Genomic DNA, 24477 nt, shown 5'->3' with positions numbered 1-24477 from the left:
TGGTCGCGCATTTTTTGGCGCGTCGACCTGCAAATGGGCGGGTATGCTTTGCAATTGGCTGGAAGCGACCGTATCTTGCGTCGCTGCGCCGTCCGTAGACACTTTCGAGGTTCCTGCAATGAGTTTGACCGAAGCCCGCTTTCACGACCTGGTCGATGCGACCCAAGAAAAGCTCGAAGACATCTTTGACGAGAGCGATCTGGACCTGGACCTTGAGAGTTCGGCCGGCGTGTTGACCGTCAAATTCGAGAACGGCACGCAATTCATCATCAGTCGCCAGGAGCCGCTGCGTCAGTTGTGGTTGGCGGCGCCTGCCGGTGGTTTCCACTTCGATTACGACGAAGAAGCAAAACGTTGGGTCTGCGACAAGAGTGAAGAGCTGTTGGGCGAGATGCTTCATCGTCTGGCGTTGAAGCAGGCCGGTGTCGAGATCGAGTTCGGCGATGTTGACGGTCATGAAGACGGAAACCGCCAGTGACCAACGCTGCACCTGCCAAAGCACCCAAGCCGTTGTTCAGCAACGTCAGCCCTGCCGTACCGTCGCCCTGCATCAGCGTTTGCCGGCTCGATGAGCAGAAGGTCTGTACCGGCTGTCATCGCCATGTCGAAGACATCCGCGAATGGCGTGCGGCGACGGATGAGCGCAGACGCGAGATTGTGAGTCAGGCCAATCAACGCCGGGCTCAATGCTGATTCAAGGTTGAAGCCGAACGGCCGCGGGAGCGAACTGGCTCCAGATTGGGCGTTACAGCCGATACGTCTCCGCCGCCTGATCTACCTTCGCGAATGAATTCGCTCCCACAGGATTCGCAGGCACCTCAAATCTCCGGCCTGCGACAGGTGCCATCTGTGGGAGCGAATTCGCAGGCACCTCAATTCTTCGCTCTGCCACCGGAGCCATCTGTGGGAGCGAATTTATTCGCGATTCGCCAGTACAGCCGATACATCTCTGTGGTCGGTCTACTTTCCCGAATAAATCCTCTCCCACAGGGGTCAGCGTTCCCGGATATCGACGCCCTGGCCGCTCACGCCTCTTCCATCGCATCATTCAGTGACTTCTCAAGCTCGGCCTTGTACCGAAGGAATAGAATCGTCTGCCCCCGCGTATCCGCCAGAATTCCCGACAAATCCAGGTCTGTGATGTAGCAGCGGTAGCGTTGCGGCTCCCGGCGCTGATCGAGAATCTGCCGCGCCACGACGCTGAACAGTTGCTCACCAAACTCCAGCTCCGAAAACTCCATGCCGTCGCAATACAGCGTGACGCTCACCTGACCCGGTGACGCCTCTTCGACGATGGCCTGCACGTCGTAAAACGGCTTGTCGGTGGACATGACCGGCCCCAGCCGTTGCTCGATGCGCCGCGCCCGACCCGCGCCATCCGGCATCACGCGGTAATACAGGGTTTCCAGGTTTTGCGGCTCAAGCGGGTTGTCCAACGGTAACAGCGCACCACGCCGAAACATCAGCGATTGCAGAAAACGTTGCAGCGGCACCAGCAGGCTTGGCTCGTCGTGATACGGCAAACGCTGATGCCACAGCGCGTTGTGCTCATCCAGCACGTACAGGTCCGCGTTGGGTTCGTTGATCCGGTAGAACACTTGAATGCATTCCGGCTGACCATGGGGAATGATCAGCGAGAGGTCACTGTCATTCAGCGCCTGCGGGTCCAGATGAATCGGGCTGTAAGCGGGCAGCTCTTCGCCGAGGTATTCGTAGAGCGCGGGCAGGTCATGGAGCGTGACATGGGCGACCTGGCCGGGCTTCATCTCCATGACGCAGTAGTGGTGCTCCACCTGAATCAGATAGCGATGATTCAACCCGCGAGCCAACAGCAGTTGCGCCGTCTGAATCAACTCTTCGACCCGTTGGGCGATGGCGGGCGCGCGGTTGTGGCAGAAGCAGCGCACGCTGATCACCGGTTTTGGCAACGTCGCGGGCAGGTTGTTGAGCAAGTCGGTCATGCAATCCAGCAACGCATCGGGCCCGTCGAATCGATTGACCAACACTTCGTTCCAGCTGTTGAGCGTGATCTGGTCGAAGGTCAGCACCAGGTTCTCCCGGACCCCGGCGTAACTCAGGGAGTCGGTCCGCTCGGTGGTCATCAGGATGTTCAGGTCCTTGTGGTGTTTGAGCGGATCGACGCCAACGTTCACCAGCAGCAGGATTTCGCTCGGCACGCTGGGGCGCAGCAGCACGTCTTCGGCCACCGTGCCCAGCGGCATGGGGATGCTGTGCTGCAGCGCGCCCTGGAGGTTGAACAGCTCGAACTCGGTCAGGTCGCTGCTGCCGGGGTGCAAGGCCAGGCGGGTGCTGCTGTCGATCACGTTATTGCGGTGGCACCACGCGAGCAGCTCCAGCAACTCGCGGCTGCGCTTGATCGGCGCGAAAGATTCCCACTCGTGGGCGCCAAGATTGCCGTTGTACAGGCCCCACTGATATTTGCCAGGCTCGCGTTTGTTCGGCGACTGCACCAGCGTCAGCGTGTCTTCGGCCAGGTCCGGCGAAATCCCGGGATTGATGAATTCGACCTTGCCCGCCTTGCGTTCAAACGCGGCGTACAGCCGACGACCCAGGATGTTGAGGTCGCGTTTGTTGATCGAGTTAACCGTGTTTTGCTCGCGGGCAAATTGGGTCAGGAAGCGGTAGCTGTAATTCAGCTCGCTGACCAATGCGCGGCGTTCGCTGGCCACCTGACGCACCTTCCACTGGCTGCGGCTATCGAGCAACGCCAGTTGGCGCTCATCCCACTTCCATTCTTTCGCCAGACGCTCCAGCAACAGACGCTGCCAGCTCGTGGTGCGCTGGCGGGGCAAGCCGGTGAGCTTCTTGTTCACTTTCAGGTACAGGCTGCGGCGCACCAGTTCGAGTCGCTCCGGTTCGCCTCGGGCCAGCAGATATTCCTCAATCCGGCGATACACCATCATGTACGGGTCAAGCTCGTCGAGGTCCACGCGATTGGCGAACACCTCTTTTTTCAGGCGCATGCTCAAGCACTGCACCTGTGGGTGCTCACTGGCGTAGGCCTCAGTCAGCAGCAGCTTGAGGACGGACTTGTAGGGCGATTCGATCCCTTTGAACAGCTGCCAGAGGCCTGCGCCGAGGAATTCCCCCGGCGGGATGTGGGACAGGTTGCCAAGGTCCAGCACTTCATCCTCCCGGATGAAACGTTTGGACAGCAGCGTGTGGGTGTATTCCGCGTAGCGCGTTTCTTCGTAGACCGGCACCAACCACCAGATGGGGGTGCGCCCGGCCAGCCAGATCGCAGTGCGGTAGAACTCGTCGAGCAACAGGTAATGCTGAGTCGTTCCGCAATCCTCGCCACTGAGCTGCGCATCGCGCTCGCCGAGCACGAAGCGTTCAGGGTCGATCAGGAAAAAATGCGCTTCTGCCCCCATCGTGGCGGCCCAGACTTCCAGCGCGTGGCACTTTTTGCGCAGCTCCAGAATGTCTTCGGGCGAGAGGTTCGTGTCGTGGCAGATCCACACGTCCATGTCGCTGTCGTCAGCCTGCGCCAGTGTGCCCAGGCTGCCCATCAGGAAAATGCCGTGGATCGGCTGCGGCGGGTTGCCTCGGCGGGGCTTGTAGGAAAACGAGCGCGTCAGCCGTTGCGCTTCGGCGAGGGCCTGGGCGTCCGGTTCGTAATGTGAAACCCCGGCCGGGGTTGCGCCGGAAACGTAGCCAGGCAACAGCGGATGGTTGACGTGGAAAAACAGCGGCAGCAGCGCCAAAACTGATTGTTGGCGGGTGGACAGCCCTTCGTTGGCGCGGCCGAGCCGCCCTTCGTTGAGGGTCAGAAATCGGTTGCGCAACTGGCTGAGGACCTTACGGTCGATGCCCTCATCCAGATCGGGGCGGATCTCGAAACTACGGGTCATCGTGACTCAAGGCCGACGAACGGCACTGCTGGGGAACAAGAAGGGCGACGGCAAGAAGACCCAGCATCAGGCGGCTGTGAGTTTTTATGGCGCCAATTTTTTATCGGCGCAGCATCTTACAAATGAAGGGTTCGCGAAACCTTTATTTGATGCCTCTTGGTAAAGGTTTCGCGAGGCGACGATGTCAGGCCGCTTCCTGGGTCGTGGCAAGGATGATCAGCAGGGATTGCGCGTGTTCGGCGGCATCCAGTCCCAGACTGGTGAGGTAGCCCCCGTCGACCTGAGTCGTCAGGCCTTTCTCGAAAAGACGTTTGGCGGCGGCAACGGCAGAAGGCGCGGCCACGTGATGGACCTTGAGGCCCTCCTGGGTATTGCGCAGATTGAACAGTGACAGGATTTCCAGTTCGGCAACCAACTCAGGGGTATACGACATAGAGGCTCCAGACTTTTTGTAATGGATGACGCGGCGAAGGAATCGCAGACGTGACAGCCCCGTAGGTCAAGCGGCAGCGAGGCCTCTGCAGTGTAGTTAGGGTCTGGGGATTTTGCAGGAAGTATCTGGCCGGTCGTCAGGTGAAGCTTAGAGCGCATGTATCTGTAGGAGCGTGGCTTGTCCCGCGATCGACGGGGAACCCGTCGTAAACCCTGCGCATTCGGTGTATCAGGTATACCGCGTTAATCCGATTGGCTGCCGCTTCGCGGCAGGCCGCGGGACAAGCCACGCTCCTACAGACCTGCGCAATTAGCGATTTCAATGACATCGCTGTCGGCAAGCCGGACTGCCACGGGGCTGGATGTCATTCTTCTTCCAGCTTCACGCCCGGTGGCAGTTCTGGCAGGGCGCGAAGGGCTTTTTCATACCATTCGGTGTTGAACGGGCGGTCTTCTTCGAGAATGCCGTCAATCTCGACGGCCAGCACGTGAGCCATCATTTCCAGAATGTCGTCACGTTCGTAACCCACCAGTGTCAGCTTGTTGAACGTGGCTTTGGCGGCAGGCGGGTTGTCGCTCTCGATCTGGTTTTCGATGGCCTGGATCAGGGTCGATTCAGCGAACTCTTCTTCGTCGTTGTCGATGCGGTCGCTCATGGCGGACTCCTCAGGAAAGGCCGGCAGTTTAACTGCAATCGGGGGTCAGGTGATCGTCAGTGCGCATGATGCACGTCAAGCCCGACGACGTAACCGGTTGTTAGGGTTCCTCCGCTCAGGTCCGGCAACGCGTGTCGGACAGGGCTGAAATGACCGCTTCAAAAGGCCAAGGAGGCCTGCCAATGCTCAAGCTTTACGGATTCGCCTCAAGCAACTATTTCAACATGGTCAAACTGGCGCTGCTGGAGAAGCAACTCCCGTTTGAAGTCGTGTCCATGCACGGCTGCCAGAACCCGGACACCCTCGCCGTCAGCGCGCGGGGCAAGGTACCGGTTTTGCAGACGAACGAGGGGTTCATCAGCGAAACCGACGTTATCCTGCGCTACCTCGAAGACACACACCCTCACATCCCCTTGTTGCCCGCTGACCCGTTCCTCCGTGCTCAGGTCTGGACGACCGCAAAGGAAATCGAGCTCTACATCGAACTGCCCGCACGGCTGTGTTATGTCGAAGTGCTGTTCGGCGGACGGGCAACGCCGGATGCGCTGAAGGCCAAGGCCAAACGGGATCTGATCAAAGGCTTTGCCGCGCTGGCGAGGCGGGCGCGATTCGCCCCCTATCTGACGGGCGCCGACTTTACGCTGGCGGACATCTATTTCATGTACAGCGTGGATCTGGCGCAGCAGGTGGGCGAGCGCCTGATGGGCTTGAACCTGCTGGATGAGATGAAAGGGGCGAGGGAGTTGCTGGCGCGACTGAATGACCGGCAGAGTGCGCGCATCGTGGCGGCGGATCGGGAGGTGGATTATCCGGTGTTTCTGGAAAGGGTCAGGCCCACAGGGGTAGCGTAGCGGGGCCTTTGAGGAGCGCGTTTGCCCACATCTTGGGCAAGCGCGCTCCTACTGAGCTAGGGTCAGCGGGTAGCGAGCAGTTGCGTGCCGCGTCCGACTGCCGCTTTTACCTGCGCAGGCGCAGTGCCACCGATGTGGTTTCGGGCGTTGACCGAACCTTCCAGCGTCAGAACAGCGAACACGTCCTGTTCGATCTGATCGCTGAATTGACGCAGTTCTTCCAGCGTCATTTCCGCCAGGTCCTTGCCGGTTTCCACGCCGTATTTAACGGCATGGCCCACGATTTCGTGGCAGTCACGGAACGGCAGGCCACGGCGAACCAGGTAGTCGGCCAGGTCGGTCGCGGTCGAAAAACCACGCAGGGCCGCTTCACGCATGATCGCGTGTTTAGGCTTGATCGCAGGAATCATGTCGGCGAAGGCTCGCAGCGAGTCGCGCAGGGTATCGGCAGCATCGAACAACGGTTCTTTGTCTTCCTGATTGTCCTTGTTGTAGGCCAGCGGTTGGCCCTTCATCAAGGTCAGCAGGCCCATCAGCGCGCCGAACACGCGGCCGCTTTTGCCACGGACCAGCTCCGGCACGTCAGGGTTTTTCTTTTGCGGCATGATCGAGCTGCCGGTGCAGAAGCGGTCCGGCAGATCGATGAACTGGAATTGCGCGCTGGTCCACAGCACCAACTCTTCGGAGAAGCGCGACAGGTGCATCATCGCCACGCTGGCCGCCGAGCAGAATTCGATGGCGAAGTCGCGATCGGACACGCTGTCCAGCGAGTTGCCGCCCACGGCTTCGAAACCCAGCAACTGGCAGGTCAGTTCGCGATCAATCGGATACGTAGTGCCGGCCAGCGCCGCGCTGCCCAGCGGCATGCGGTTGGTGCGTTTGCGGCAATCGACCAGACGTTCGTAGTCGCGGCTCAGCATCTCGAACCAAGCGAGCATGTGATGCCCGAAGGTCACAGGCTGTGCGGTTTGCAGGTGGGTGAAGCCCGGCATGATGGTGTCGGCTTCGCGTTCGGCCAGACCCAGCAGGCCTTCTTGCAGGCGAGTGATCTCAGCCAGAATCAGGTCGATTTCATCACGCAGCCACAGGCGAATGTCGGTGGCTACCTGATCGTTACGGCTGCGACCGGTGTGCAGCTTCTTGCCGGTGATGCCGATGCGGTCGGTCAGACGCGCTTCGATGTTCATGTGCACGTCTTCCAGGTCCACGCGCCAGTCGAACGCACCTGCTTCGATTTCGCCCTGAATAGTCTTCAGGCCATCGATGATGGTGTCGCGTTCGGCATCGGTCAGCACGCCTACTTTCGCCAGCATCGTGGCGTGGGCGACGGAGCCCATGATGTCGTGGCGGTAAAGGCGTTGATCGAAGGTGACGGAGGCGGTGAAGCGTGCGACGAAGGCGTCGACGGGTTCACTGAAGCGGCCGCCCCAGGACTGGTTGGTCTTGTCGGTGCTCATGGTTTCGCTCGCTGCTCTGCTGATGGCTGTGCTGATTTGAAAAAGGCGCGGGCGATGATAACAGCATTGCCGCTTTTTTATCCCGGACAGCTTGCCCACCGGGGTGCGAGCGCAGAGACTGGGCCCATGCAAACCGAGCGCAACAAACCGGGCCAGAGCGCTTCTCCCGGCAAAGAGTTCTTCCTTCCGGAACTGTGCCTGCCTCAGGCGCTGCTGGTGCTGGTCGTACTCGCCGAGCTGCTGGTGCTGGTCCTGGTGCTGGTGGAACCGATGCATCCGGGCTTCGATTGGGTACGGCTGGCGCTGATTTCACTGTTCGTGCAGTGGATCGTGTTGCTGTCGGCGGCGCTGCTGTGCGGTTTGCGCCCTTGGTTGGCGCGTCTGAAACCCGGCGTGGCGGGAGCGATAGGGTGTTTGTTAGTGGTGGCAGTCACGCTGGCTTGCACGGCCGTGACTGACTACTGTCAGTTGGACGGAGCCTTGCCGGTCGACAGCGACATCGAACGCTACCTTCGTTATTCATTGATTGCGCTGATCATGTCAGCGCTGATGTTGCGCTACTTTTACTTGCAGAGTCAGTGGCGCAAACAGCAACAGGCCGAATTGCGAGCCAGGATCGAGTCGTTACAGGCCCGCATCCGGCCGCACTTTCTGTTCAACACGCTCAACAGCATCGCGAGTCTGGTCACCAGCGACCCGCTCAAGGCCGAGCAGGCGGTGCTGGATTTGTCGGACCTGTTCCGCGCCAGTCTGGGCAAGCCCGGCAGCCTGACGACATGGGGGGAAGAACTGGAGTTGGCCAGACGTTATCTGTCGATTGAGCAATATCGACTTGGCGAGCGTCTACAGTTGGACTGGGACGTCAGCGCAATTCCCGACGACTTGCCGATTCCCCAGCTAACCTTGCAGCCATTACTTGAGAACGCGTTGATCTATGGCATCGCTCCCCGTGTGGAAGGTGGCGTGGTCAGGGTCGAGGCGAACTATGAACGGGGAGTATTTATATTGCGCGTCAGTAATCCCTATGACGAAGTCGCCCTCCGGCAGACTTCAAACGGCACTCAGCAGGCCTTGGCAAACATCGGCGCTCGAATCACGGCACTTTTTGGCCCTCTCGCGAGTCTGAGCGTGGAGCGCCGTGACGGTCGTCACTTCACCTGTCTACGCTATCCTTGTGCGAGACTCACGCAGGAAGCCAGAGCAATATGAATGTCCTGATCGTTGATGACGAACCCCTAGCCCGTGATCGCCTGAGCCGTCTGGTTGGCGACCTTGAGGGTTATCGGGTCCTTGAACCCAGCGCTACCAATGGCGAAGAAGCCTTGACGCTGATCGATAGTCTGAAGCCCGACGTGGTTTTACTCGACATCCGCATGCCGGGCCTGGATGGCCTGCAGGTTGCGGCCAAATTATGCGAACGCGACACACCACCAGCCGTGGTTTTTTGCACGGCTCACGACGAGTTTGCCCTGGAGGCATTTCAGGTCAGCGCCGTGGGGTATCTGGTCAAACCGGTGCGTCCTGAAAACCTGCTTGAAGCACTGCGCAAGGCCGAGCGCCCGAACCGCGTGCAGCTGGCGGCGATGACCCGTCCGGCCGCCGAGAGCGGGAACGGCCCACGCAGCCACATCAGTGCTCGCACCCGCAAGGGTATCGAGCTGATCCCGCTGGACCACGTGATCTATTTCATCGCTGACCACAAATACGTGACCCTGCGCCATGAAGATGGTGAGGTCTTGCTCGATGAGCCACTCAAGGCGTTGGAGGATGAGTTCGGGGATCGCTTCGTGCGCATCCACCGCAATGCGCTGGTGGCTCGCGATCGCATCGAGCGTTTGCAGCGCACGCCTTTGGGGCATTTCCAACTGTTCCTCAAAGGGCTTAATGGCGATGCCTTGATCGTCAGCCGTCGGCACGTGGCCGGTGTGCGCAAGATGATGCAGCAGCTGTAGCCCGCGTCTGTCTGGCGTGCAGGGATTTTCTGTGGGAGCGAATTTATTCGCGAAAAATAGTCCAGGCGACAACGATGTGTTGAATGTACCGCCGCTTCGCGAATGAATTCGCTCCCACAGGTCTAGGTGCAGTGAGGCGAGCAGTGGAAAGCGACACGCCGTCGCATGGCTTCCGTGCATCGATTGAGAACATGATGCGAGCAGATTGACGACAGTCATTCGGCCCGATTGGGCCGAGCTGTTATTATCCGCCGCATTCACTCAGTACGGATTGATCCATGTCCACTCGCGAAATCCGCATCGCTACGCGCAAAAGCGCGCTGGCACTCTGGCAAGCCGAATACGTCAAGGCTCGCCTGCAGGAAGCTCACCCCGGTCTGACTGTAACGCTGGTGCCCATGGTGAGCCGGGGCGACAAGCTGCTGGACTCACCGCTGTCGAAAATCGGCGGCAAGGGCCTGTTCGTCAAAGAGCTGGAAACCGCGCTGCTGGAAAACGAAGCGGACATCGCCGTTCACTCGATGAAAGACGTGCCGATGGATTTCCCGCAAGGCCTGGGACTGTTCTGTATCTGCGAGCGCGAAGACCCTCGCGACGCATTCGTCTCCAACACCTTCGCCAGCCTCGATGAGCTGCCAGCGGGCAGCATCGTCGGCACGTCGAGCCTGCGTCGTCAGGCGCAATTGTTGGCGCGGCGTCCCGACCTGAAGATCCATTTCCTGCGTGGCAACGTCAACACGCGTCTGGCCAAGCTCGACGCGGGCGAATACGACGCGATCATTCTGGCAGCCGCAGGCCTGATCCGGCTGGGCTTCGAAGACCGCATCACGTCCGCTATCAGCATTGAACATAGCCTCCCGGCAGGCGGGCAGGGCGCCGTCGGCATCGAGTGCCGCAGCGTCGACACTGAGCTGCACGCCCTCTTGGCCCCGCTGCACCATACCGACACTGCCCTGCGCGTTACGGCCGAGCGCGCACTGAACAAGCACCTCAATGGTGGCTGCCAAGTGCCTATCGCCTGTTACGCCGTGCTCGAAAACGACCAGTTGTGGCTGCGTGGCCTGGTGGGCGATCCGGCCGGCAGTTTGCTCTTGCACGCCGAGGCCCGTGCACCCCACGCTGATGCCCAAGCGTTGGGCGTGCAGGTTGCCGAAGCGTTGTTGGCACAGGGCGCCGCAAAAATTCTCAAAGCAGTCTACGGCGAGGCGGACGAGGAGTGACGGGCTGGCGCCTGCTGCTGACGCGGCCAGCCGAAGAGTCGCAGGCGTTGGCCGAGACCTTGGCGCAAGCGGGCGTTTTCAGCGCCAGTCTGCCGTTGCTGGACATCGAACCGTTGCCGGTCTCGGAAGAAAATCGCTCGATCATTTACGACCTCGCGGCCTACTGCGCGGTGATCGTCGTCAGTAAGCCCGCCGCGCGACTGGGGCTGGAAATGGTCGACGAAATCTGGCCGCAGCCGCCCATGCAAACGTGGTTTACCGTCGGCGCCGCCACAGGGCAGATTCTCGACGACTATGGCCTTCGCGTGTTCTTCCCCGAACACGGCGACGACAGCGAAGCGCTGCTCGATTTGCCTCAACTTCAAGACGCCATTTCCGGTTACGACCCCAAGGTGCTGATCATGCGCGGCGAAGACGGCCGCGAATTGTTGGCCGAGCGCTTGCGCGAACGGGGTGTTAGTGTCGATTATCTGCCGCTGTACCGCCGCAACCTGCCGCAATACCCGGCGTCTGTCTTGCCACAGAGGGTGGCGGCGGAACGCTTGAACGGGCTGGTGGTCAGCAGTGGACAGGGTTTTCAACATCTGCGTGATTTGGCGGGCGATGCATGGCCGTCCCTGGCGCAGATGCCTTTATTCGTACCGAGCCCTCGAGTCGCTGAACTGGCGCGTGAAGCCGGGGCTCTGACCGTAGTGGACTGCCGTGGCGCCAGCGCTTCGGCCTTGCTGGCAGCGTTGCGGGCTCAGCCTGCACCTGCCTCTCAGGCGTAATGATCGACGGGTCGGATTACGCGATTACGCCCAAATGCAAAGGATGGATACGTGAGCGAAACAGTCTTGCCAAAAGATGACGTTGAACCGGTACTGGTCAAACCTGAGCCGCTGCCTGATTCCGCGCAAAAAGAACCTTCTCCCCGCCGTGCCAGCAACGGGCTGGCCGTTTTGGCACTCTTGTTGGGTGCGGCAGGCGTGGCAGTCGGTGGCTGGAGCGTGTGGCAACTGCGCGCGATCCAGGCCGGTCATCAGCAGCAGTCAGGGGAGCTGCAGGATCTTGGTTCGCAAACCCGCTCCCTCCAGCAAAGCGAGCAGCAATTGTCGGCACGTCTGGCGCAACTGCCGCCTGCGCAGGAGCTTGAAGACCGCCGCCGTCTTGTCACTCAATTGCAGGGCGATCAGCAGCGTTTGAGCCAGCGCGTCGAGACCGTGCTGGGCGCTAGCCGCAAGGATTGGCGTCTGGCCGAGGCCGAGCATCTGCTGCGTCTGGCAAGCCTGCGATTGTCTGCGCTGCAGGACATCAACAGTGCCCAGGCGCTGGTGCAGGGTGCAGACGAAATTCTGCGCGAACAGGATGATCCGGGCGCCTATGCCGCACGTGAGCAGTTGGCGAAGAGCCTGGCGGCTTTGCGCAGCGTCGACCAACCGGACCGCACCGGGCTGTTCCTGCAACTGGCCGCCCTGCGCGATCAGGCTCTCCAATTGAACGCATTGGCGCCGGAGTACAAAGACAAGGGCGAGTCGTTGCTGGGCCTGACCGATGGCAGCGAAGACAGCTACTGGGCGAAATGGTGGGACAAGATTTCCCAGTACATCCGTCTCGACTTCCACGCCGACAAAAACATTCGTCCGCTGTTGGCGGGCCAGAGCCTGACCCAAGTACGACTGGCGTTGAGCCTGACGCTGGAACAGGCGCAGTGGGCCGCGCTCAATGGCGAGCAGTCGGTTTACGCCAAAGCCGTTGCCGAAGCGCGTAGCGTGCTGGACGCCAACTTCAATCAGGACAACCCACAAAGCAAGATGCTGGGCGAGCGTCTGGACGAACTGGCCAAACAGCCTGTGGCTGTCATCACGCCTGACCTGACGCAGAGCCTGAGCTCCGTGCAAGCCTACTTAGAGCAGCGCCACACCCCGGTGGGCGGAGCACTGGAGCAACCTGCTGAAGGGGCGCAGCCGGGGAGCAAACCATGAAGCGCGGCTATGTGATCGTCTTCGTCCTGATCGTCGTCGCGGCATTGGTCGGCCTGGCGATTTCCCGTCACGCCGGTTACGTGCTCATCGCCTATGACACCTTCCGCTACGAGTCCAGCCTGTGGGCTGCCTTGGCGCTGTTGGTCGCCATTGCGATCGTGGTCTGGCTGGTGCGGGGTCTGATACGGCTGCTGACGACCTCGGGCGGTGTGGTCAATCCGTGGTCGCGCCGTAACCGCAGCCGTCGTGCGCAGATTGCTATCGAGCGTGGTCAGATGGACCTCGCCGAGGGGCGTTGGGCCAGCGCTCAGCGTCACCTGCATCGCGCGGCGGAGGCTGAACATCAACCGCTGCTGTATTACCTCGGTGCCGCCCGTGCGGCGAACGAGCAAGGCCGTTATGAGGAGAGCGACAACCTGCTTGAGCGCGCCCTTGAACGTCAGCCTCACGCCGAGCTTGCGATTGCCCTGAACCATGCGCAGTTGCAGCTCGACCGTGGAGACAGCGACGGTGCGCTGAGCACCCTGCAGGCGATGCACGAACGCCATCCGCACAACCCTCAGGTGTTGCGTCAGTTGCAGCGTCTCTATCGTCAGCGCGGCGAATGGTCTGAGCTGATTCGACTGATGCCTGAGCTGCGCAAGGACAAGGTGTTGCCAGCGCAAGAACTGGCTGAGTTGGAAAAGCGCGCCTGGGGCGAGAACCTGTCGCTGGCGGCTTATCGCGGAAACGATAGCGAGACGGGTCCGGCGGGTCTGCCAGCGCTGGAAACGGCTTGGCAGCAACTGACCTCGGCCCAGCGACAAGAGCCAGCGTTGATCCTGGCGTACGCCGAGCAGCTGCGTCGCCACGGCGCTGACGTGCAGGCCGAAGAGGTGCTGCGCAACGCGATGAAGCGTGACTACAACAGTCATTTGGCGAGACTCTACGGCCTCGTCAGAGGGAGTGATCCCGGCAAGCAATTGCAAACGGCGGAGGGCTGGTTGAAGCAGCACTCAGACGATCCTGGCCTGTTGCTGACGCTGGGGCGCCTCTGTTTGCAGAGCAGCCTGTGGGGCAAGGCGCGGGATTATCTTGAAGCGAGCCTTAAGCTACAACGCAATCCCGAAGCCTGCGCCGAGTTGGCACGGTTGCTCGGTCAGTTGGGGGAAACCGACCGCAGCAATCTGTTGTTTCAGGAAGGTTTGGGCTTGTTGGACGAGCGTTTATTGGCGCGACCGCTTCCCGCACTCGCGCGCGCCTGATCCTCGGCAGGTTTGCCGTAAAAGGCCCGCTCTGCGGGCCTTTTTGTTGGGTTGTCGCCAATTTGTGTAGGGCGTTTCTCAAAATGCGACAGGATTTTTTCTCGCTTGATGCCAGTTAGCGTAAATTCCTATTTGTGTGGTCGGTAAATCCTTACTCACGCTAAGAAATATCCTCCTCTGGTTGCCTTGAAAGCGAGTCTCGCTTTCCTCTACCGTAACCGCCTTCGTCTTTTGTTACGGATTTTCCATGCATCTGGCCCGCACCCGCACCCTGTTCTTTCTGGCGTTTATCGCCTGTGCGTTGATCGTGTGCGCGACGTTTTATCTGGAGCGTGTGGTGGGAAATGCCCCATGCCCACTCTGTTTTGCTCAGCGCGTGCTGTTGCTCAGTTGCTCGGTCGTTTGTCTGGTGGCTGCGGTCCACGGGCCTCGCGCGCTCGGTTGGCGTATCTATTCCGGCGTTCTTCTGCTGGCTTCCTTGACGGGAGCGGGGCTGGCAGGACGGCAAGTCTGGCTGCAGGCTTCACCGCCAGAAAACCCTGCCGCTTGCCTCGTGAACCTTCAATACCTGCTCGATACACAGCCTTGGCTGAAGGTGTTGGCCATGATTTTCGCAGGCCACGCCGGATGCTCGGAAATCACCTGGTCGTTGTTCGGCATCAGTCTTCCGGAGTGGAGCCTGCTGGCATTTTCGGGTGTCGCGCTGTTCGCGATGTATTACGTGTTCATCGAATTTTGCCGATTCAGATCAATGGATACGGAAATGACAGATTAAACACTTGTATGAACTTTATCGTCTGCGTACCTTGAAGGCCTGGTCGCACGGGCATAATCTGGCCCGCACGCGTCATCGGAATAATGCTGCTGTCGACGTATTTCAGAGCCGGTTTTCATACGCATCCGGCCGTATCGCCAAGCGATTACAGGCAGCATGCCCCTGAAGGGAAGAGAGAACATCATGCTCGAAAGTTGTCAGAACGCTCAGGAACGCTGGGGTGGGGTTCACAAGCTGATTGATCGTTGGTTGCTGGAGCGCAACGAACTGATCAAGGCTTACGATGTTCTAGGTGCCGAGCCGAACGCGTTGTCTGAAACCACGAAGCAGCTGCAGGAATTTTGCGGCACGCTCGTCGACTATGTGTCGGCCGGTCATTTTGAAATTTATGAGCAGCTTACAGGCGAAGCCAAGGCGTTCAATGACCAACGTGGGCTTGAGCTGGCGGACACCCTTTACCCTCGCATTGATGTGATCACCGAGAAGCTGCTGGCTTTCAATGATTTGTGTGATGAAGGGAAGTGTGTGGCGGAGAAGTTCAAGGAGCTGGGTGGTTTGCTCCATGAGCGCTTCGAGCTGGAAGATTGCCTGATCGAAGTGCTGCACAACGCGCACAAAGAACAGGACGCGGTTCAGGCCTGATTCGGTTCAGGTTAAAAAGGGCGCCATCGAGGCGCCCTTTTTTATTGCGTGGGGTTTCTACTGAGAGACCGCCAGCAGTTCGATCTCGAACACCAACGGGGTGTAGGGATCGATCAAGTCGCCTGCGCCCTCTGCGCCGTAGGCTTGTGCGGAAGGGATCACCAGTCGCCATTTCGCACCGACCGGCATGTCCACCAACGCGGTGGTCCAGCCCGCAATGACGCTGTCCAGACGGAACCATTGAGGCTGTTGGCTCTGATCGAAGATCGTGCCGTCAGGCAGGCGTCCGACGTATTTCACTTGCACGCGGCCATTGATATCGGGCTTGGCACCGCTGCCGGGTGTCAGTTCGGTCATCAGGATGCCGTCGGCCAACTGGCGAACGCCAGGCTTGGCTTTTTCGGCGTCCATGAATTTGCGTTCTTCTTTCAGCGCGGCTTCGGTCTGGGGTTCGGACTGCCCGGAATTTTCCGCTTGCGCGAGCGCCGCATCGTGATCGCTGAGGATTTGCTCCATGCGCTCCGGCTTGATGGCGAGCGGTTTGTTTTGATACGCCTGTTGCAGGCCTTCGATCAGCGCAGGCAATTGCAGGTCCGGCGCTTCCTGACGCAGCCGTTCACCCAGGCTCGCCCCCAGGCTGTACGACAGATCGTGGGCGTTGTCGGAAGCGGGAGCGTCGGTCGCGTGGGCAAGGTTTACCAAGAGGAACAACGACATTAACAAATAGCGCGACATGAATGCTCTCCGGCCTGGGAAGTGGCGATTATGCCAGCGCCGGCTGCCAAATGTGATGACGATGTGAAGGGATTTTGGCCGAACTGCAACAGAGCCCGATTTGTAGTGTCAAGATGCCCTAGCGGCGGTGCGGGCAGAGGTCTAGTATGAGCCGCATTCAAATCAGCCAGGAGGTAAGTCATGTCGGCCACCAAGAAGCCAGTAAACACTCCGTTGCATTTGCTCCAACAGCTTTCGAGCAGCTTGCTCGAACACCTTGAAGATGCCTGTTCCACAGCGTTGGCTGATGCCGAGAAGTTGCTCGCCAAGCTTGAGAAACAACGCGGCAAGGCGCAGGAAAAACTGCACAAGTCCCGCATCAAATTGCAGGACGCCGCTGCCGCTGGCAAAGCCAAGGCGCAAACCAAGGCGAAGGGCGGCGTCGCGGAGCTCGAAGCTCTGCTCGACGCGTTGAAAGATCGTCAGACCGAAACGCGCGCCTACATTCTCAACCTCAAACGCGATGCCCAGGAAAGCCTCAAGCTGGCGCAAGGCGTGGGTCGTGTGAAGGAAGCGGTAGGCAAAGCACTGAGCGATCGTGCAGCCAAGGCACCTGCCAAAGCGACCAAGCCAGTTGCTAAAGCGGCTGCCAAACCTGCCGCGAAAGCTCCGGCGAAAGCGCTTGCCAAGGCCGCTGCCAAACCAGCCGCCGCTGCCAAGCCCGCTGCGAAAACCACTGCTGCCAAGCCTGCCGCAGCCAAAGCGTCTGTGAAAGCTGCCGCTGCGAAGCCAGCTGCGAAAACCGCCGCCGCTAAACCGGCTGCCGCCAAAGCGCCGGTTGCTGCCAAGCCAGCGGCTAAGCCAGCTGCCAAGGCTGCGAGCAAACCTGCTGCAAAACCCGCCGCGAAAGCACCTGCCGCTGCGAAGGCGCCTGCTAAAACTGCAGCCGCAAAACCTGCTGCCAAACCTGCGACCGCTGCTGCCAAGCCAGCGGCTAAAGCTCCAGCTGCAAAAACTGCCGCCGCCAAGCCTGCCGCCAAGCCAGCGGCTGCTGCTGCCAAACCGGCCGCTAAGCCCGCCGCTGCCAAGCCCGCTGTCGCCAAACCAGCGGCTGCAAAACCAGCCGTGAAGCCAGCGGCCAAACCTGCCGCCGCCAAGCCTGCTGCGAAACCAGCGGCCAAGCCTGCCACTCCGGCAGCGGCTGCGAAGCCTGCGACTTCGGCTCCGGCAACGTCCGCTTCGACCACGCCAGCCGCCCCTGCTGCGCCGACCGCGCCAGCGGCTACGCCAGCGACCGGTTCGACGTCGAACAGCGCGTCCTAAGTAAGATCCTCCCCGACGCGTTGCAGCACGTGCAGCGCGTCGGGAGCTTCTTTTCCAGCGTCACCTGCGAGCGCATTCAGCCAGACAGCAGCGTGCTCTGCGTCATGCTCAGGCCAGTCCTGAATCAGCCGCTGCAATCGCACCAGCAATTCCCGCTCGGCATCCAGCTCCAACCCCTTCACACGTTCCCGCAGCGCACTGAGTTCTTCGTCCGTCACTGCGGCGGCTTTCCATTGCGTGCGCACAGACCGTAGCGGCCCAACGACCTGGTCGTGCCAAGGCGTCGCCAACTGTCTGATTTCTTCTGCCCGTTGCGGATTGAACGAGATGTTGCGCTGATCCAGCCAGACGCCACACAGCAAGGCGCAGACGTTGCCGCCCCTGGCCTGCAGCGCCAGACACGCCTGCTCGACGCCCGGTCGGGCATAGAAATCGAGGGTGAAACTCCAAAGGTCGGAAGGCATAGTCATCTACCTGTTTTGGACGAAGCTGGTAGACTCCGCCGCCATTATGATCAGACTTCAAAGCCTTACCTTACAGCGTGGTCCGCAACGTCTGCTAGAAGACGCCGAGCTGACCCTGCACGCTGGCCAGAAAGCCGGCCTGATCGGTGCCAATGGCGCCGGCAAATCCAGCCTGTTCGCCTTACTGCGGGGTGAACTGACCCCCGACAACGGCGACTGCTCGCTGCCCGCCGATTGGCGCATCGCGCACATGCGCCAGGAGGTCGATACCCTCGAACGTCTGGCAGTGGACTACGTGCTCGATGGCGACCTGCGCCTGCGTCAGGTGCAGCATGACCTGGCGGCGGCCGAAGCGGCTCACGACGGTGCGGCTCAAGCACGTCTGCACTCGGAGCTCGACAGCGCCGATGGCTACACCGCCGACGCTCGTGCCCGCAAATTGCTCGCGGGCCTGGGCTTCACCAACGAGCAGATGGAGCGTCAGGTCGGCAGTTTCTCCGGTGGCTGGCGGATGCGTCTGAACCTTGCGCAGGCCCTGATGTGCCCGTCCGACCTGCTGTTGCTCGACGAACCGACTAACCACTTGGACCTCGACGCCATTCTCTGGCTAGAAGACTGGCTCAAGGGTTATCCGGGCACGCTGCTGCTGATTTCCCACGACCGGGATTTCCTCGACGCCGTGGTCGATCAGATCGCTCACGTCGACCAGAAAAAGATCACGCTCTATCGCGGCGGTTACAGCGCATTCGAACGTGCCCGCGCCGAACGCCTGGCACAGCAGCAGCAGGCCTACGAGAAGCAGCAGGCGCAGCGTGCGCACATGGAAAAGTACATCGCCCGCTTCAAGGCGCAAGCCACCAAAGCCCGGCAGGCGCAGAGCCGGATCAAGGCACTGGAGCGGATGGAAGAGCTGTCGGCCGCCCACGTCGATTCGCCGTTCAACTTCGTTTTCCGCGAGTCCGACAAGATTTCCAGCCCGCTGCTGGACCTGTCTGACGCACGTCTGGGCTACGGCGACAAAGCCGTGCTGCAGAAGGTCAAACTGCAACTGACGCCGGGAGCGCGGATCGGTCTGCTCGGCCCGAACGGTGCCGGTAAATCCACCCTGATCAAAAACCTCTCCGGCGAGCTTGAGCCGTTGAGCGGGCGCTTGGTGAGGGGCGAAAACACGGTCGTTGGCTACTTCGCGCAACACCAGCTCGATTCCCTCGACGCCAAGGCCAGTCCGTTGCTGCATTTGCAGCGCATCGCGCCGACCGAGCGCGAGCAGACGCTGCGCGATTTCCTCGGTGGCTTCGACTTCCGTGGTGCGCGTCTGGAAGAGCCGGTGCTGAATTTTTCCGGCGGCGAGAAGGCTCGTCTGGCGTTGGCCCTGATTGCCTGGGACAAACCGAACCTGCTGCTGCTCGATGAACCGACCAACCACCTGGATCTGGAAATGCGCCTGGCCCTGACCATGGCGTTGCAGGAATTCAGCGGCGCGGTACTGGTGGTTTCTCACGATCGTCATTTGCTCAAAAGCACGACCGACAATTTCCTGTTGGTCGCTGATGGCGTGGTCGAAGAATTCGACGGCGATCTGGACGACTACACTCGCTGGCTTGCCGATTACCGTCAGCGCAACGCGCCGGTCAGCAACACCCCGGCCAACGCCGACAAGACCGACAAGAAGGCCCAGCGGCAGCAGGCTGCGGCGCTGCGTCAGCAACTCGCCCCGCACAAACGCGAAGCCGAGAAGCTGGAAAAGGAACTCGGCACGGTCCACGAAAAACTGGCGAAAATCGAAGCGGCCCTTGGCGACAGCGCGATCTACGAAGCGGCCAACAAGGACAAACTGCGTGATTTGCTGGCCGACCAGGCCAAGCTGAAAACCCGCGAATCCGAGCTGGAAGAGGCGTGGATGGAAGCCTTGGAGCTGTTGGAATCGATGCAGGCCGAGCTGGAAGCGTTGTCCTGATGGAGGCGTTGGCGCTACCGGTTCCGGCGTACTGGATCGAGCCGATCCTGATTGGCTTGCAGATTCTGTTGATCCTGCTGATCGGCTACACCTTGCAACGATTCGTCGCGCGTTTCCTGACCCGGATGGCCGAGCGTTATCCGCTGCTGCCGCCCGAGCTTTTGGTGATGGTTCGCGGCGGGTTGCGCTGGTTGATCATGGGCACGGCTTTCGTGGCTGTCCTCGGCCGTCTCGGTGTTTCGGCTTCGGTGTTGTGGGCGGCGCTTTCGGGGTTCGTGGCCGTGGCAGCTGTGGCGTTCTTTGCCATGTGGAGCGTGCTGTCGAACCTGCTGTGTGCGGTGTTCATCTTCACCATGGGGCCGTTTCGCATTGGCGACGTGGTCGAACTGGTGGACACCACCGACAAGCCCGGCATCAAAGGCCGCGTGACAGCCATCAACCTGATGTTCACCACACTGGTCGAGCCCGCCGAGTTGGGCGGCACATTGGTGCAGGTGCCTAACAGCCAGTTCTTTCAGAAGTCGATCCGCCGCTGGCGGGGCAACGACGGCATGGCGATCATCTCTGGCGAAAAGCGCTCAAGCGACGGCCCCGCGCCGAAATAGCCTCACAGCTGCGTGCAAAACAGCTATTCGTGAATCTGGCGTAACAGTTAGAAATCATTGGTCTTTGGGCCGCGTAAACACTAGGTTAGACGGAGTTTCCGTTCTGCCAGAGGTGCGTCATGTCGCTCGAAACGTGGTTGGCCTTTTTCGCCGCCTGTTGGGTCATCAGTCTTTCTCCGGGTGCCGGTGCCATTGCATCAATGTCCAGCGGTCTTCAATACGGATTCTGGCGCGGTTACTGGAACGCGCTCGGCCTGCAACTCGCGTTGATCGTCCAGATCGCGATTGTTGCCGCGGGCCTCGGCGCCGTGCTGGCGACGTCGGCATTGGCGTTTACGCTGATCAAATGGTTTGGTGTCGCGTACCTCGTGTACCTCGGCGTCAAACAGTGGCGCGCCCTGCCGAGCGATTTGTCTGACGATGCAGCCATCCGCCCGATCGGCAAGCCGCTGGCGTTGGTCACCCGTGGCTTTCTGGTGAACATCAGCAACCCCAAGGCGCTGGTATTCATGCTCGCGATCCTGCCGCAGTTCATCGACACCCACCTGCCGTTGCTGCCGCAGTACCTGACGATTGGCGTGACGATGGTCACCGTGGATTTGATCGTGATGGCGGGCTACACCGGGCTGGCGTCGAAAGTGCTGCGCGCGCTAAAGACGCCGAAGCAACAGCGCCGGATGAACCGCACGTTTGCCGGATTGTTCGTGAGTGCGGCGGCGTTTCTCGCGACGTTGCATCGCGCGTAACGTTGGATCATGAAGGACCTGTGGGAGCGAATTCATTCGCGAGAGGCCGGAACATCCGAAAGAGATCGATTGGATGTACCGCCGCATCGCGAATGAATTCGCTCCCACAGTTGATTTGCGGAGGCCTTTAAGCTCAACGTAAAATCTTCGGCGCTTCATCTCGCGGCAGATTGTTCCGAGGCGCAGGCTGCTCTTGCGAATACTCGATCTCTCCCCGGAGTTGCTCTCGCAGCTGTCGCGCTACATCCAGTCCGATGGACTTCGACACTTCCTTCACCACCCGACCCCGATTCGGCGTGACGCGTACGTCATTGCCATTCACCAGCTTGGTGTCCTGGCCTTCGCCCATCGCCGTAAACGCCGAGGTGATTTCGAAGGTGCGAGTGTTGATCAGGCTGAAGTCGCCCACCAGCGTGAGGCCCAGCACCGCAGAGTGGACGTTGGTGTTGGCGATTTCGTTAACGTCCTGACGGAAGTCGATGTCTGACACGGTGCCGAACAGCACGTAGTCAGCCCCTTTGAAGTTGCCATTCTTGATGCGCTTGATCACGTCGTACACGTCTTCCTTCGCACTGGCGGTGTAAGGCGTGCCCTGCACCAGCTGGAACATCCCGGACTTGAGAATCTCGCCCTTGATGTCGCCGCTGAATTTTCGCAGCTCGCTTTGTTCGATGTACGTGGTGCGTGCTTCGTATTCGTTGTAGCTCGACGAGCCGCTGGCACCGTAGCGATTGACCTGAACGTTGGTCTGCGCCGACACCGTGTGGATGTATTCCTCCACCTGTTGCTCGAACGCCAGATCGGTGACCGCGATTTTCGGTGCGGCCTGGGCGCCGAACGCGCACACCAGACCCAAAATGCCGATCCATGCACGCATCATCAGCGCTCCGTAGTCTTGCGGATTTCTTTCTCGTCCATCCACTCGGCCAGACCGCTTTCGACATCGATCAATTGCAGGCTGAATTTGTAGAAGACGTCTTTGTAGTCGCTGCTGCGCTTGACGATGGAGCTGATCGAGCCTTCAAGGCGGTATTTGGCCGCGACCATGTTGCCGGTTTTGCTGACCGTGGACTGTTTGTACAGGCCACTCTGGTTTTGCAGCTTCAGTTGATCGACCTGGCTCTGCATGTCGGTGTTGTCGCTGGCGAAACGCGCGGTGCCGGACTTCATGAGCTGGGTCTTGATCGACGTGGTGATTTCCCGCGTGTCGATGTATTCGCTGGTCTTGTTCTTCACGTCATAGACCTGCACCACCGGGCGCCCCTGCAAAGTGCCGGACTGCGCCAGTGAGCGGGTCATGCTCTCTGCAATCATTTGCAGGTCGGTGGAGCCGAATTCGTTGGTCACGGTTTCAACAGCCTTGGTGTCGCCGTAGCTGATGTTCTTGCTGCCCAACTTGGGCGAGTTGTTGGCGCAGCCGGTGGCCAGCAGGGCGACGGCAGCGAGCAGGGAAAGGCGAATGAATGGCATGAAAGGGGTCTCTTTTGCTGAGCGAATAAGGGGCATCAAGGGGTTTTGACTTCGAGGCGGAAGTCCGTGGCCCTGGGCACGGGCGCGATGGCGGGGAGGAAACTGCTCTGCGAGCCATACAGCGTCAGGCTTTTCCAGGTCTCGGGCTCAGCGACCGGGAAGCCGTCATTACCCAGCCAGGCGAAGCGGTAGTACATCGTCTTGTTGTAGCGGCTGGTGTTGTTCAGCGAGACATTGACGGTCAGGAAGCCGTTTTCACGGGCGACCCGCATTGGCCCGATGTCGATGTTTTTCAGGTCACCCAAGGCGACCACCTTGCTGGCGGCGCTGCCCGGGGCGGGTGGCGGCGGGGTGGCGCAACCGGCGAGCAACGCCAGGGCCATCAGGGCGCAGATCTTGCGAAGCATGTTGTGTCTCCGTTCAAGGGGTGTTGAGGGCCACGGCTTGCGGCAGGGTCGACGGGATCACCTGCGCGGCCAGGCCGCTGGTGAACACCTGATTGCCGATGGCACGCAGGGTGACCACTTGGTAAGGGCGGTCGATGTTGAGTTGCACATGAGTACCGCCCAGCGAAGAGGGCAAAGTCACCTCGTGCGCCCCCGGTTTGAGGCGCATGCGTGCCACCAGGGTGTGGTCCGGTAAGGTGCGCCAGGTGCGGGTGTCGGCACCTTCCGTGACGGCGGACGCGATGCCGACGGCCAACCCTGCTAGCGGATTGACTTCGTTGAGCTTCTTCTGCGCGACACCCCGGCTGATGGCCCGCACGGTGGTGCGCAGCAAAATGCCCGGCATGTCGTCACGCAGGGCGCGGCGGGACATGGCGGTGGTGCTGTTGAGCGACGTCAGGTTGACGGGCTGACCGTCCACGCCGACCTGATTGAAGAGCGGCGTCGAGTTGTCGGCTTTGACGACTGGAAACGACAGGGTGGTGATGACCAGATTGTTGTCGATCGGCAATGGAAGCGGGATACGAATAGAGTCACGCGCAGGTGCGAGGCCGGTCTGCACCACCAGCAACACATCACTGCCGTCGGTGGCGGTGTTTTTGCTGCCAGCGGCATCGAGGTCCATCAGGGCCTGATCCAACAGCGGTGTGTTGGGACGTAGCTCGGCCGCCTGACGATAGCCTGGCGCTGCCAAGTCTTTTTCGCCCAGCGCTTCGTACACGAAACCGGCAAGGTAGTGGCTGAAGGCGCTCTGATAGCTGTTCTTCAGGTTTATGACTTCCGGCGCGTCGAGGGTTTCGACCGGATAGCCCTTGAGGTCTTTGTACTGAAACGCCATGCCTTGGCTTCGGGCGTCGTCTTCGCTCTTGAGGTACTGTTTGTCGCGCAGTTCGGCGATCACGGCTTCGCGCTCGTGGGTTCGCTTGATGTCAGTGCGGGCGCCATCGAAGTCGTTTTCCGCCAGCCGGTTCAGTGCCATTTGCGTGGTCAGCATGACTTTTTCGTAGTCGTAGCCTTGGTAGCGCCGCACTTTGTCGTTCACCAGGTAGCTGCCGAACTGCGCCAGATATTTGCCGCTGTCCAGCTTGACGGCGTCTTCCCAGGCGATGACGGTCTGGTCAGCGCGGCCCCACGCCAGCTGGCTACCCGCGAGATCGCCTTTGGAGCGCAGCAGTTCGCCTTTCTCGAAGTAGTAGAGAAGGTCCTTGTCGTCCCCGGTGTTGTGTTTTTCCAGCAATAGCAGGGCGCCATCGACGTTGCCGCTGGCAAGCTGCTGATTGGTCTGCTGCAGCTCGGTGTCATAGCTGCGAAACGCAGCGCAGCCGGTCAGTTGCGCGGCAATGATCAGCACCAGTGTGCCGAGGGCGCGAGAGCACATCGAATCTGTCCTTGAGTGAGCCAGCCGGTTTCCATGACGCTCGGCTGTGCAATTCCTTTTTTGAGAGCGGGGGCTTCCAGCGGGGCCAGCCATCAAGCGATAGCTGTGTGCCAAGAAGCGGCGGCGGGGGATTATAAGGACCGAGACGCTTTAAACAATGGCTTTTTGATGGCGCACGGGATTTTCGGACACGTCTTACACAGCCTCTATGCCGCGCTGTTTTCGAAAAAAATTGATGCGTCGCAGCTTGGCCTGCAAAAAACGGCGTGAAAGATGCCGTAAAACTTGAGTGCAAGTCTCTCAACA

The 24477-nt window shown here is 60.3% G+C and carries 26 protein-coding genes; 16 read left to right on the top strand and 10 right to left on the bottom strand.

What is annotated here, in order from left to right; all coding sequences use genetic code 11:
* Window positions 1–118 precede the first annotated feature (118 nt).
* Together cyaY and ACWKWE_RS22360 are read left to right on the top strand one after the other, a co-directional pair.
* Window positions 119–478, top strand: a complete 360-nt coding sequence (gene cyaY / locus ACWKWE_RS22365; RefSeq protein ID WP_483851727.1) for an iron donor protein CyaY — start codon at window positions 119–121, stop codon at window positions 476–478.
* Window positions 475–693: a DUF1289 domain-containing protein gene (locus ACWKWE_RS22360; protein WP_483851726.1), complete on the top strand. Its 219-nt coding sequence runs from the start codon at window positions 475–477 to the stop codon at window positions 691–693. Before cyaY ends, ACWKWE_RS22360 begins: the two co-directional genes overlap by 4 nt.
* A gap of 332 nt (window positions 694–1025) precedes the next feature.
* Here ACWKWE_RS22360 and ACWKWE_RS22355 read toward each other — a convergent pair whose 3' ends face one another.
* The 3 genes from ACWKWE_RS22355 to ACWKWE_RS22345 form a co-directional block, all read right to left on the bottom strand.
* On the bottom strand, window positions 1026–3875 hold the full coding sequence (locus tag ACWKWE_RS22355; protein ID WP_483851725.1) for a class I adenylate cyclase: 2850 nt from the start codon (window positions 3873–3875) through the stop codon (window positions 1026–1028).
* 184 nt (window positions 3876–4059) lie between these two features.
* On the bottom strand, window positions 4060–4308 hold the full coding sequence (locus ACWKWE_RS22350; protein WP_166594095.1) for a TIGR02647 family protein: 249 nt from the start codon (window positions 4306–4308) through the stop codon (window positions 4060–4062).
* Window positions 4309–4672: 364 nt separating this feature from the next.
* Window positions 4673–4963 (bottom strand): hypothetical protein, encoded by a 291-nt coding sequence (locus tag ACWKWE_RS22345; RefSeq protein WP_341960780.1) that lies wholly within the window; start codon window positions 4961–4963, stop codon window positions 4673–4675.
* Window positions 4964–5145: 182 nt separating this feature from the next.
* Between ACWKWE_RS22345 and ACWKWE_RS22340 the strand changes: the two genes are divergently transcribed.
* Window positions 5146–5814: a glutathione S-transferase family protein gene (locus ACWKWE_RS22340; protein ID WP_483851724.1), complete on the top strand. Its 669-nt coding sequence runs from the start codon at window positions 5146–5148 to the stop codon at window positions 5812–5814.
* 62 nt (window positions 5815–5876) lie between these two features.
* Here ACWKWE_RS22340 and argH read toward each other — a convergent pair whose 3' ends face one another.
* Window positions 5877–7271 (bottom strand): argininosuccinate lyase, encoded by a 1395-nt coding sequence (argH, locus tag ACWKWE_RS22335; RefSeq protein ID WP_483851723.1) that lies wholly within the window; start codon window positions 7269–7271, stop codon window positions 5877–5879.
* Window positions 7272–7397: 126 nt separating this feature from the next.
* On the opposite strand from argH, the gene ACWKWE_RS22330 reads away from it, so the two are divergent.
* The 8 genes from ACWKWE_RS22330 (at window position 7398) to rsd (ending at window position 15068) form a co-directional block, all read left to right on the top strand.
* The gene (locus ACWKWE_RS22330; protein ID WP_483851722.1) at window positions 7398–8480 is read left to right on the top strand and encodes a sensor histidine kinase; all 1083 of its coding nucleotides are present in this window, start codon (window positions 7398–7400) and stop codon (window positions 8478–8480) included.
* Entirely contained in the window at window positions 8477–9223 is a 747-nt protein-coding gene (locus tag ACWKWE_RS22325) for a LytR/AlgR family response regulator transcription factor (RefSeq protein WP_074754601.1), read from the top strand. Before ACWKWE_RS22330 ends, ACWKWE_RS22325 begins: the two co-directional genes overlap by 4 nt.
* 278 nt (window positions 9224–9501) lie before the next feature.
* Window positions 9502–10443, top strand: a complete 942-nt coding sequence (gene hemC, locus ACWKWE_RS22320; protein ID WP_483851721.1) for a hydroxymethylbilane synthase — start codon at window positions 9502–9504, stop codon at window positions 10441–10443.
* On the top strand, window positions 10440–11213 hold the full coding sequence (locus ACWKWE_RS22315) for a uroporphyrinogen-III synthase (RefSeq protein WP_166594101.1): 774 nt from the start codon (window positions 10440–10442) through the stop codon (window positions 11211–11213). The genes hemC and ACWKWE_RS22315 overlap by 4 nt, the downstream gene beginning before the upstream one ends.
* 51 nt (window positions 11214–11264) lie before the next feature.
* Complete coding sequence (locus tag ACWKWE_RS22310) at window positions 11265–12407, top strand: uroporphyrinogen-III C-methyltransferase (protein ID WP_483851720.1); 1143 nt, start codon at window positions 11265–11267, stop codon at window positions 12405–12407.
* Window positions 12404–13651, top strand: a complete 1248-nt coding sequence (locus tag ACWKWE_RS22305) for a heme biosynthesis HemY N-terminal domain-containing protein (RefSeq protein ID WP_483851719.1) — start codon at window positions 12404–12406, stop codon at window positions 13649–13651. The genes ACWKWE_RS22310 and ACWKWE_RS22305 overlap by 4 nt, the downstream gene beginning before the upstream one ends.
* 247 nt (window positions 13652–13898) lie before the next feature.
* Entirely contained in the window at window positions 13899–14426 is a 528-nt protein-coding gene (locus tag ACWKWE_RS22300) for a disulfide bond formation protein B (RefSeq protein ID WP_483851718.1), read from the top strand.
* 183 nt (window positions 14427–14609) lie between these two features.
* Window positions 14610–15068, top strand: coding sequence for a sigma D regulator (gene rsd / locus ACWKWE_RS22295; protein WP_166594283.1), 459 nt, complete (start codon window positions 14610–14612; stop codon window positions 15066–15068).
* Window positions 15069–15125: 57 nt separating this feature from the next.
* On the opposite strand, the gene ACWKWE_RS22290 is transcribed toward rsd, so the two are convergent.
* Window positions 15126–15803: an FKBP-type peptidyl-prolyl cis-trans isomerase gene (locus ACWKWE_RS22290; RefSeq protein WP_166594105.1), complete on the bottom strand. Its 678-nt coding sequence runs from the start codon at window positions 15801–15803 to the stop codon at window positions 15126–15128.
* 180 nt (window positions 15804–15983) lie between these two features.
* Between ACWKWE_RS22290 and ACWKWE_RS22285 the strand changes: the two genes are divergently transcribed.
* Window positions 15984–17105 carry an AlgP family protein gene (locus ACWKWE_RS22285; RefSeq protein WP_483851717.1) on the top strand — a complete coding sequence of 374 codons (1122 nt, stop codon included), beginning with the start codon at window positions 15984–15986 and terminating at the stop codon, window positions 17103–17105.
* Here ACWKWE_RS22285 and ACWKWE_RS22280 read toward each other — a convergent pair.
* Entirely contained in the window at window positions 17102–17569 is a 468-nt protein-coding gene (locus ACWKWE_RS22280; protein ID WP_166594107.1) for a TIGR02444 family protein, read from the bottom strand. The genes ACWKWE_RS22285 and ACWKWE_RS22280 overlap by 4 nt on opposite strands.
* A 46-nt stretch (window positions 17570–17615) precedes the next feature.
* Between ACWKWE_RS22280 and ACWKWE_RS22275 the strand changes: the two genes are divergently transcribed.
* The 3 genes from ACWKWE_RS22275 (at window position 17616) to ACWKWE_RS22265 (ending at window position 20877) form a co-directional block, all read left to right on the top strand.
* On the top strand, window positions 17616–19526 hold the full coding sequence (locus ACWKWE_RS22275) for an ATP-binding cassette domain-containing protein (protein ID WP_166594108.1): 1911 nt from the start codon (window positions 17616–17618) through the stop codon (window positions 19524–19526).
* Window positions 19526–20131 carry a mechanosensitive ion channel family protein gene (locus tag ACWKWE_RS22270; RefSeq protein WP_166594109.1) on the top strand — a complete coding sequence of 202 codons (606 nt, stop codon included), beginning with the start codon at window positions 19526–19528 and terminating at the stop codon, window positions 20129–20131. Before ACWKWE_RS22275 ends, ACWKWE_RS22270 begins: the two co-directional genes overlap by 1 nt.
* Window positions 20132–20250: 119 nt before the next feature.
* Entirely contained in the window at window positions 20251–20877 is a 627-nt protein-coding gene (locus ACWKWE_RS22265; protein WP_401145683.1) for a LysE family transporter, read from the top strand.
* A 133-nt stretch (window positions 20878–21010) separates the two neighbouring features.
* Here ACWKWE_RS22265 and ACWKWE_RS22260 read toward each other — a convergent pair whose 3' ends face one another.
* From ACWKWE_RS22260 to ACWKWE_RS22245, 4 genes are read right to left on the bottom strand one after another with little or no spacing between them, the layout of a single operon-like run.
* Window positions 21011–21754, bottom strand: coding sequence for a penicillin-binding protein activator LpoB (locus ACWKWE_RS22260; protein WP_483851900.1), 744 nt, complete (start codon window positions 21752–21754; stop codon window positions 21011–21013).
* A gap of 2 nt (window positions 21755–21756) precedes the next feature.
* Window positions 21757–22347: a penicillin-binding protein activator LpoB gene (lpoB, locus tag ACWKWE_RS22255; RefSeq protein ID WP_483851716.1), complete on the bottom strand. Its 591-nt coding sequence runs from the start codon at window positions 22345–22347 to the stop codon at window positions 21757–21759.
* Between the two features lie 35 nt (window positions 22348–22382).
* Window positions 22383–22754, bottom strand: coding sequence for a YcfL family putative periplasmic lipoprotein (locus tag ACWKWE_RS22250; protein WP_166594112.1), 372 nt, complete (start codon window positions 22752–22754; stop codon window positions 22383–22385).
* A gap of 13 nt (window positions 22755–22767) precedes the next feature.
* Window positions 22768–24171 carry a COG3014 family protein gene (locus ACWKWE_RS22245; protein ID WP_483851715.1) on the bottom strand — a complete coding sequence of 468 codons (1404 nt, stop codon included), beginning with the start codon at window positions 24169–24171 and terminating at the stop codon, window positions 22768–22770.
* A gap of 15 nt (window positions 24172–24186) precedes the next feature.
* Between ACWKWE_RS22245 and ACWKWE_RS22240 the strand changes: the two genes are divergently transcribed.
* Entirely contained in the window at window positions 24187–24441 is a 255-nt protein-coding gene (locus ACWKWE_RS22240) for a hypothetical protein (RefSeq protein ID WP_483851714.1), read from the top strand.
* Window positions 24442–24477 lie beyond the last annotated feature (36 nt).

It is taken from the genome of Pseudomonas salicis (assembly GCF_057128705.1).
This window is presented reverse-complemented; position numbering and strand designations above follow the sequence as displayed.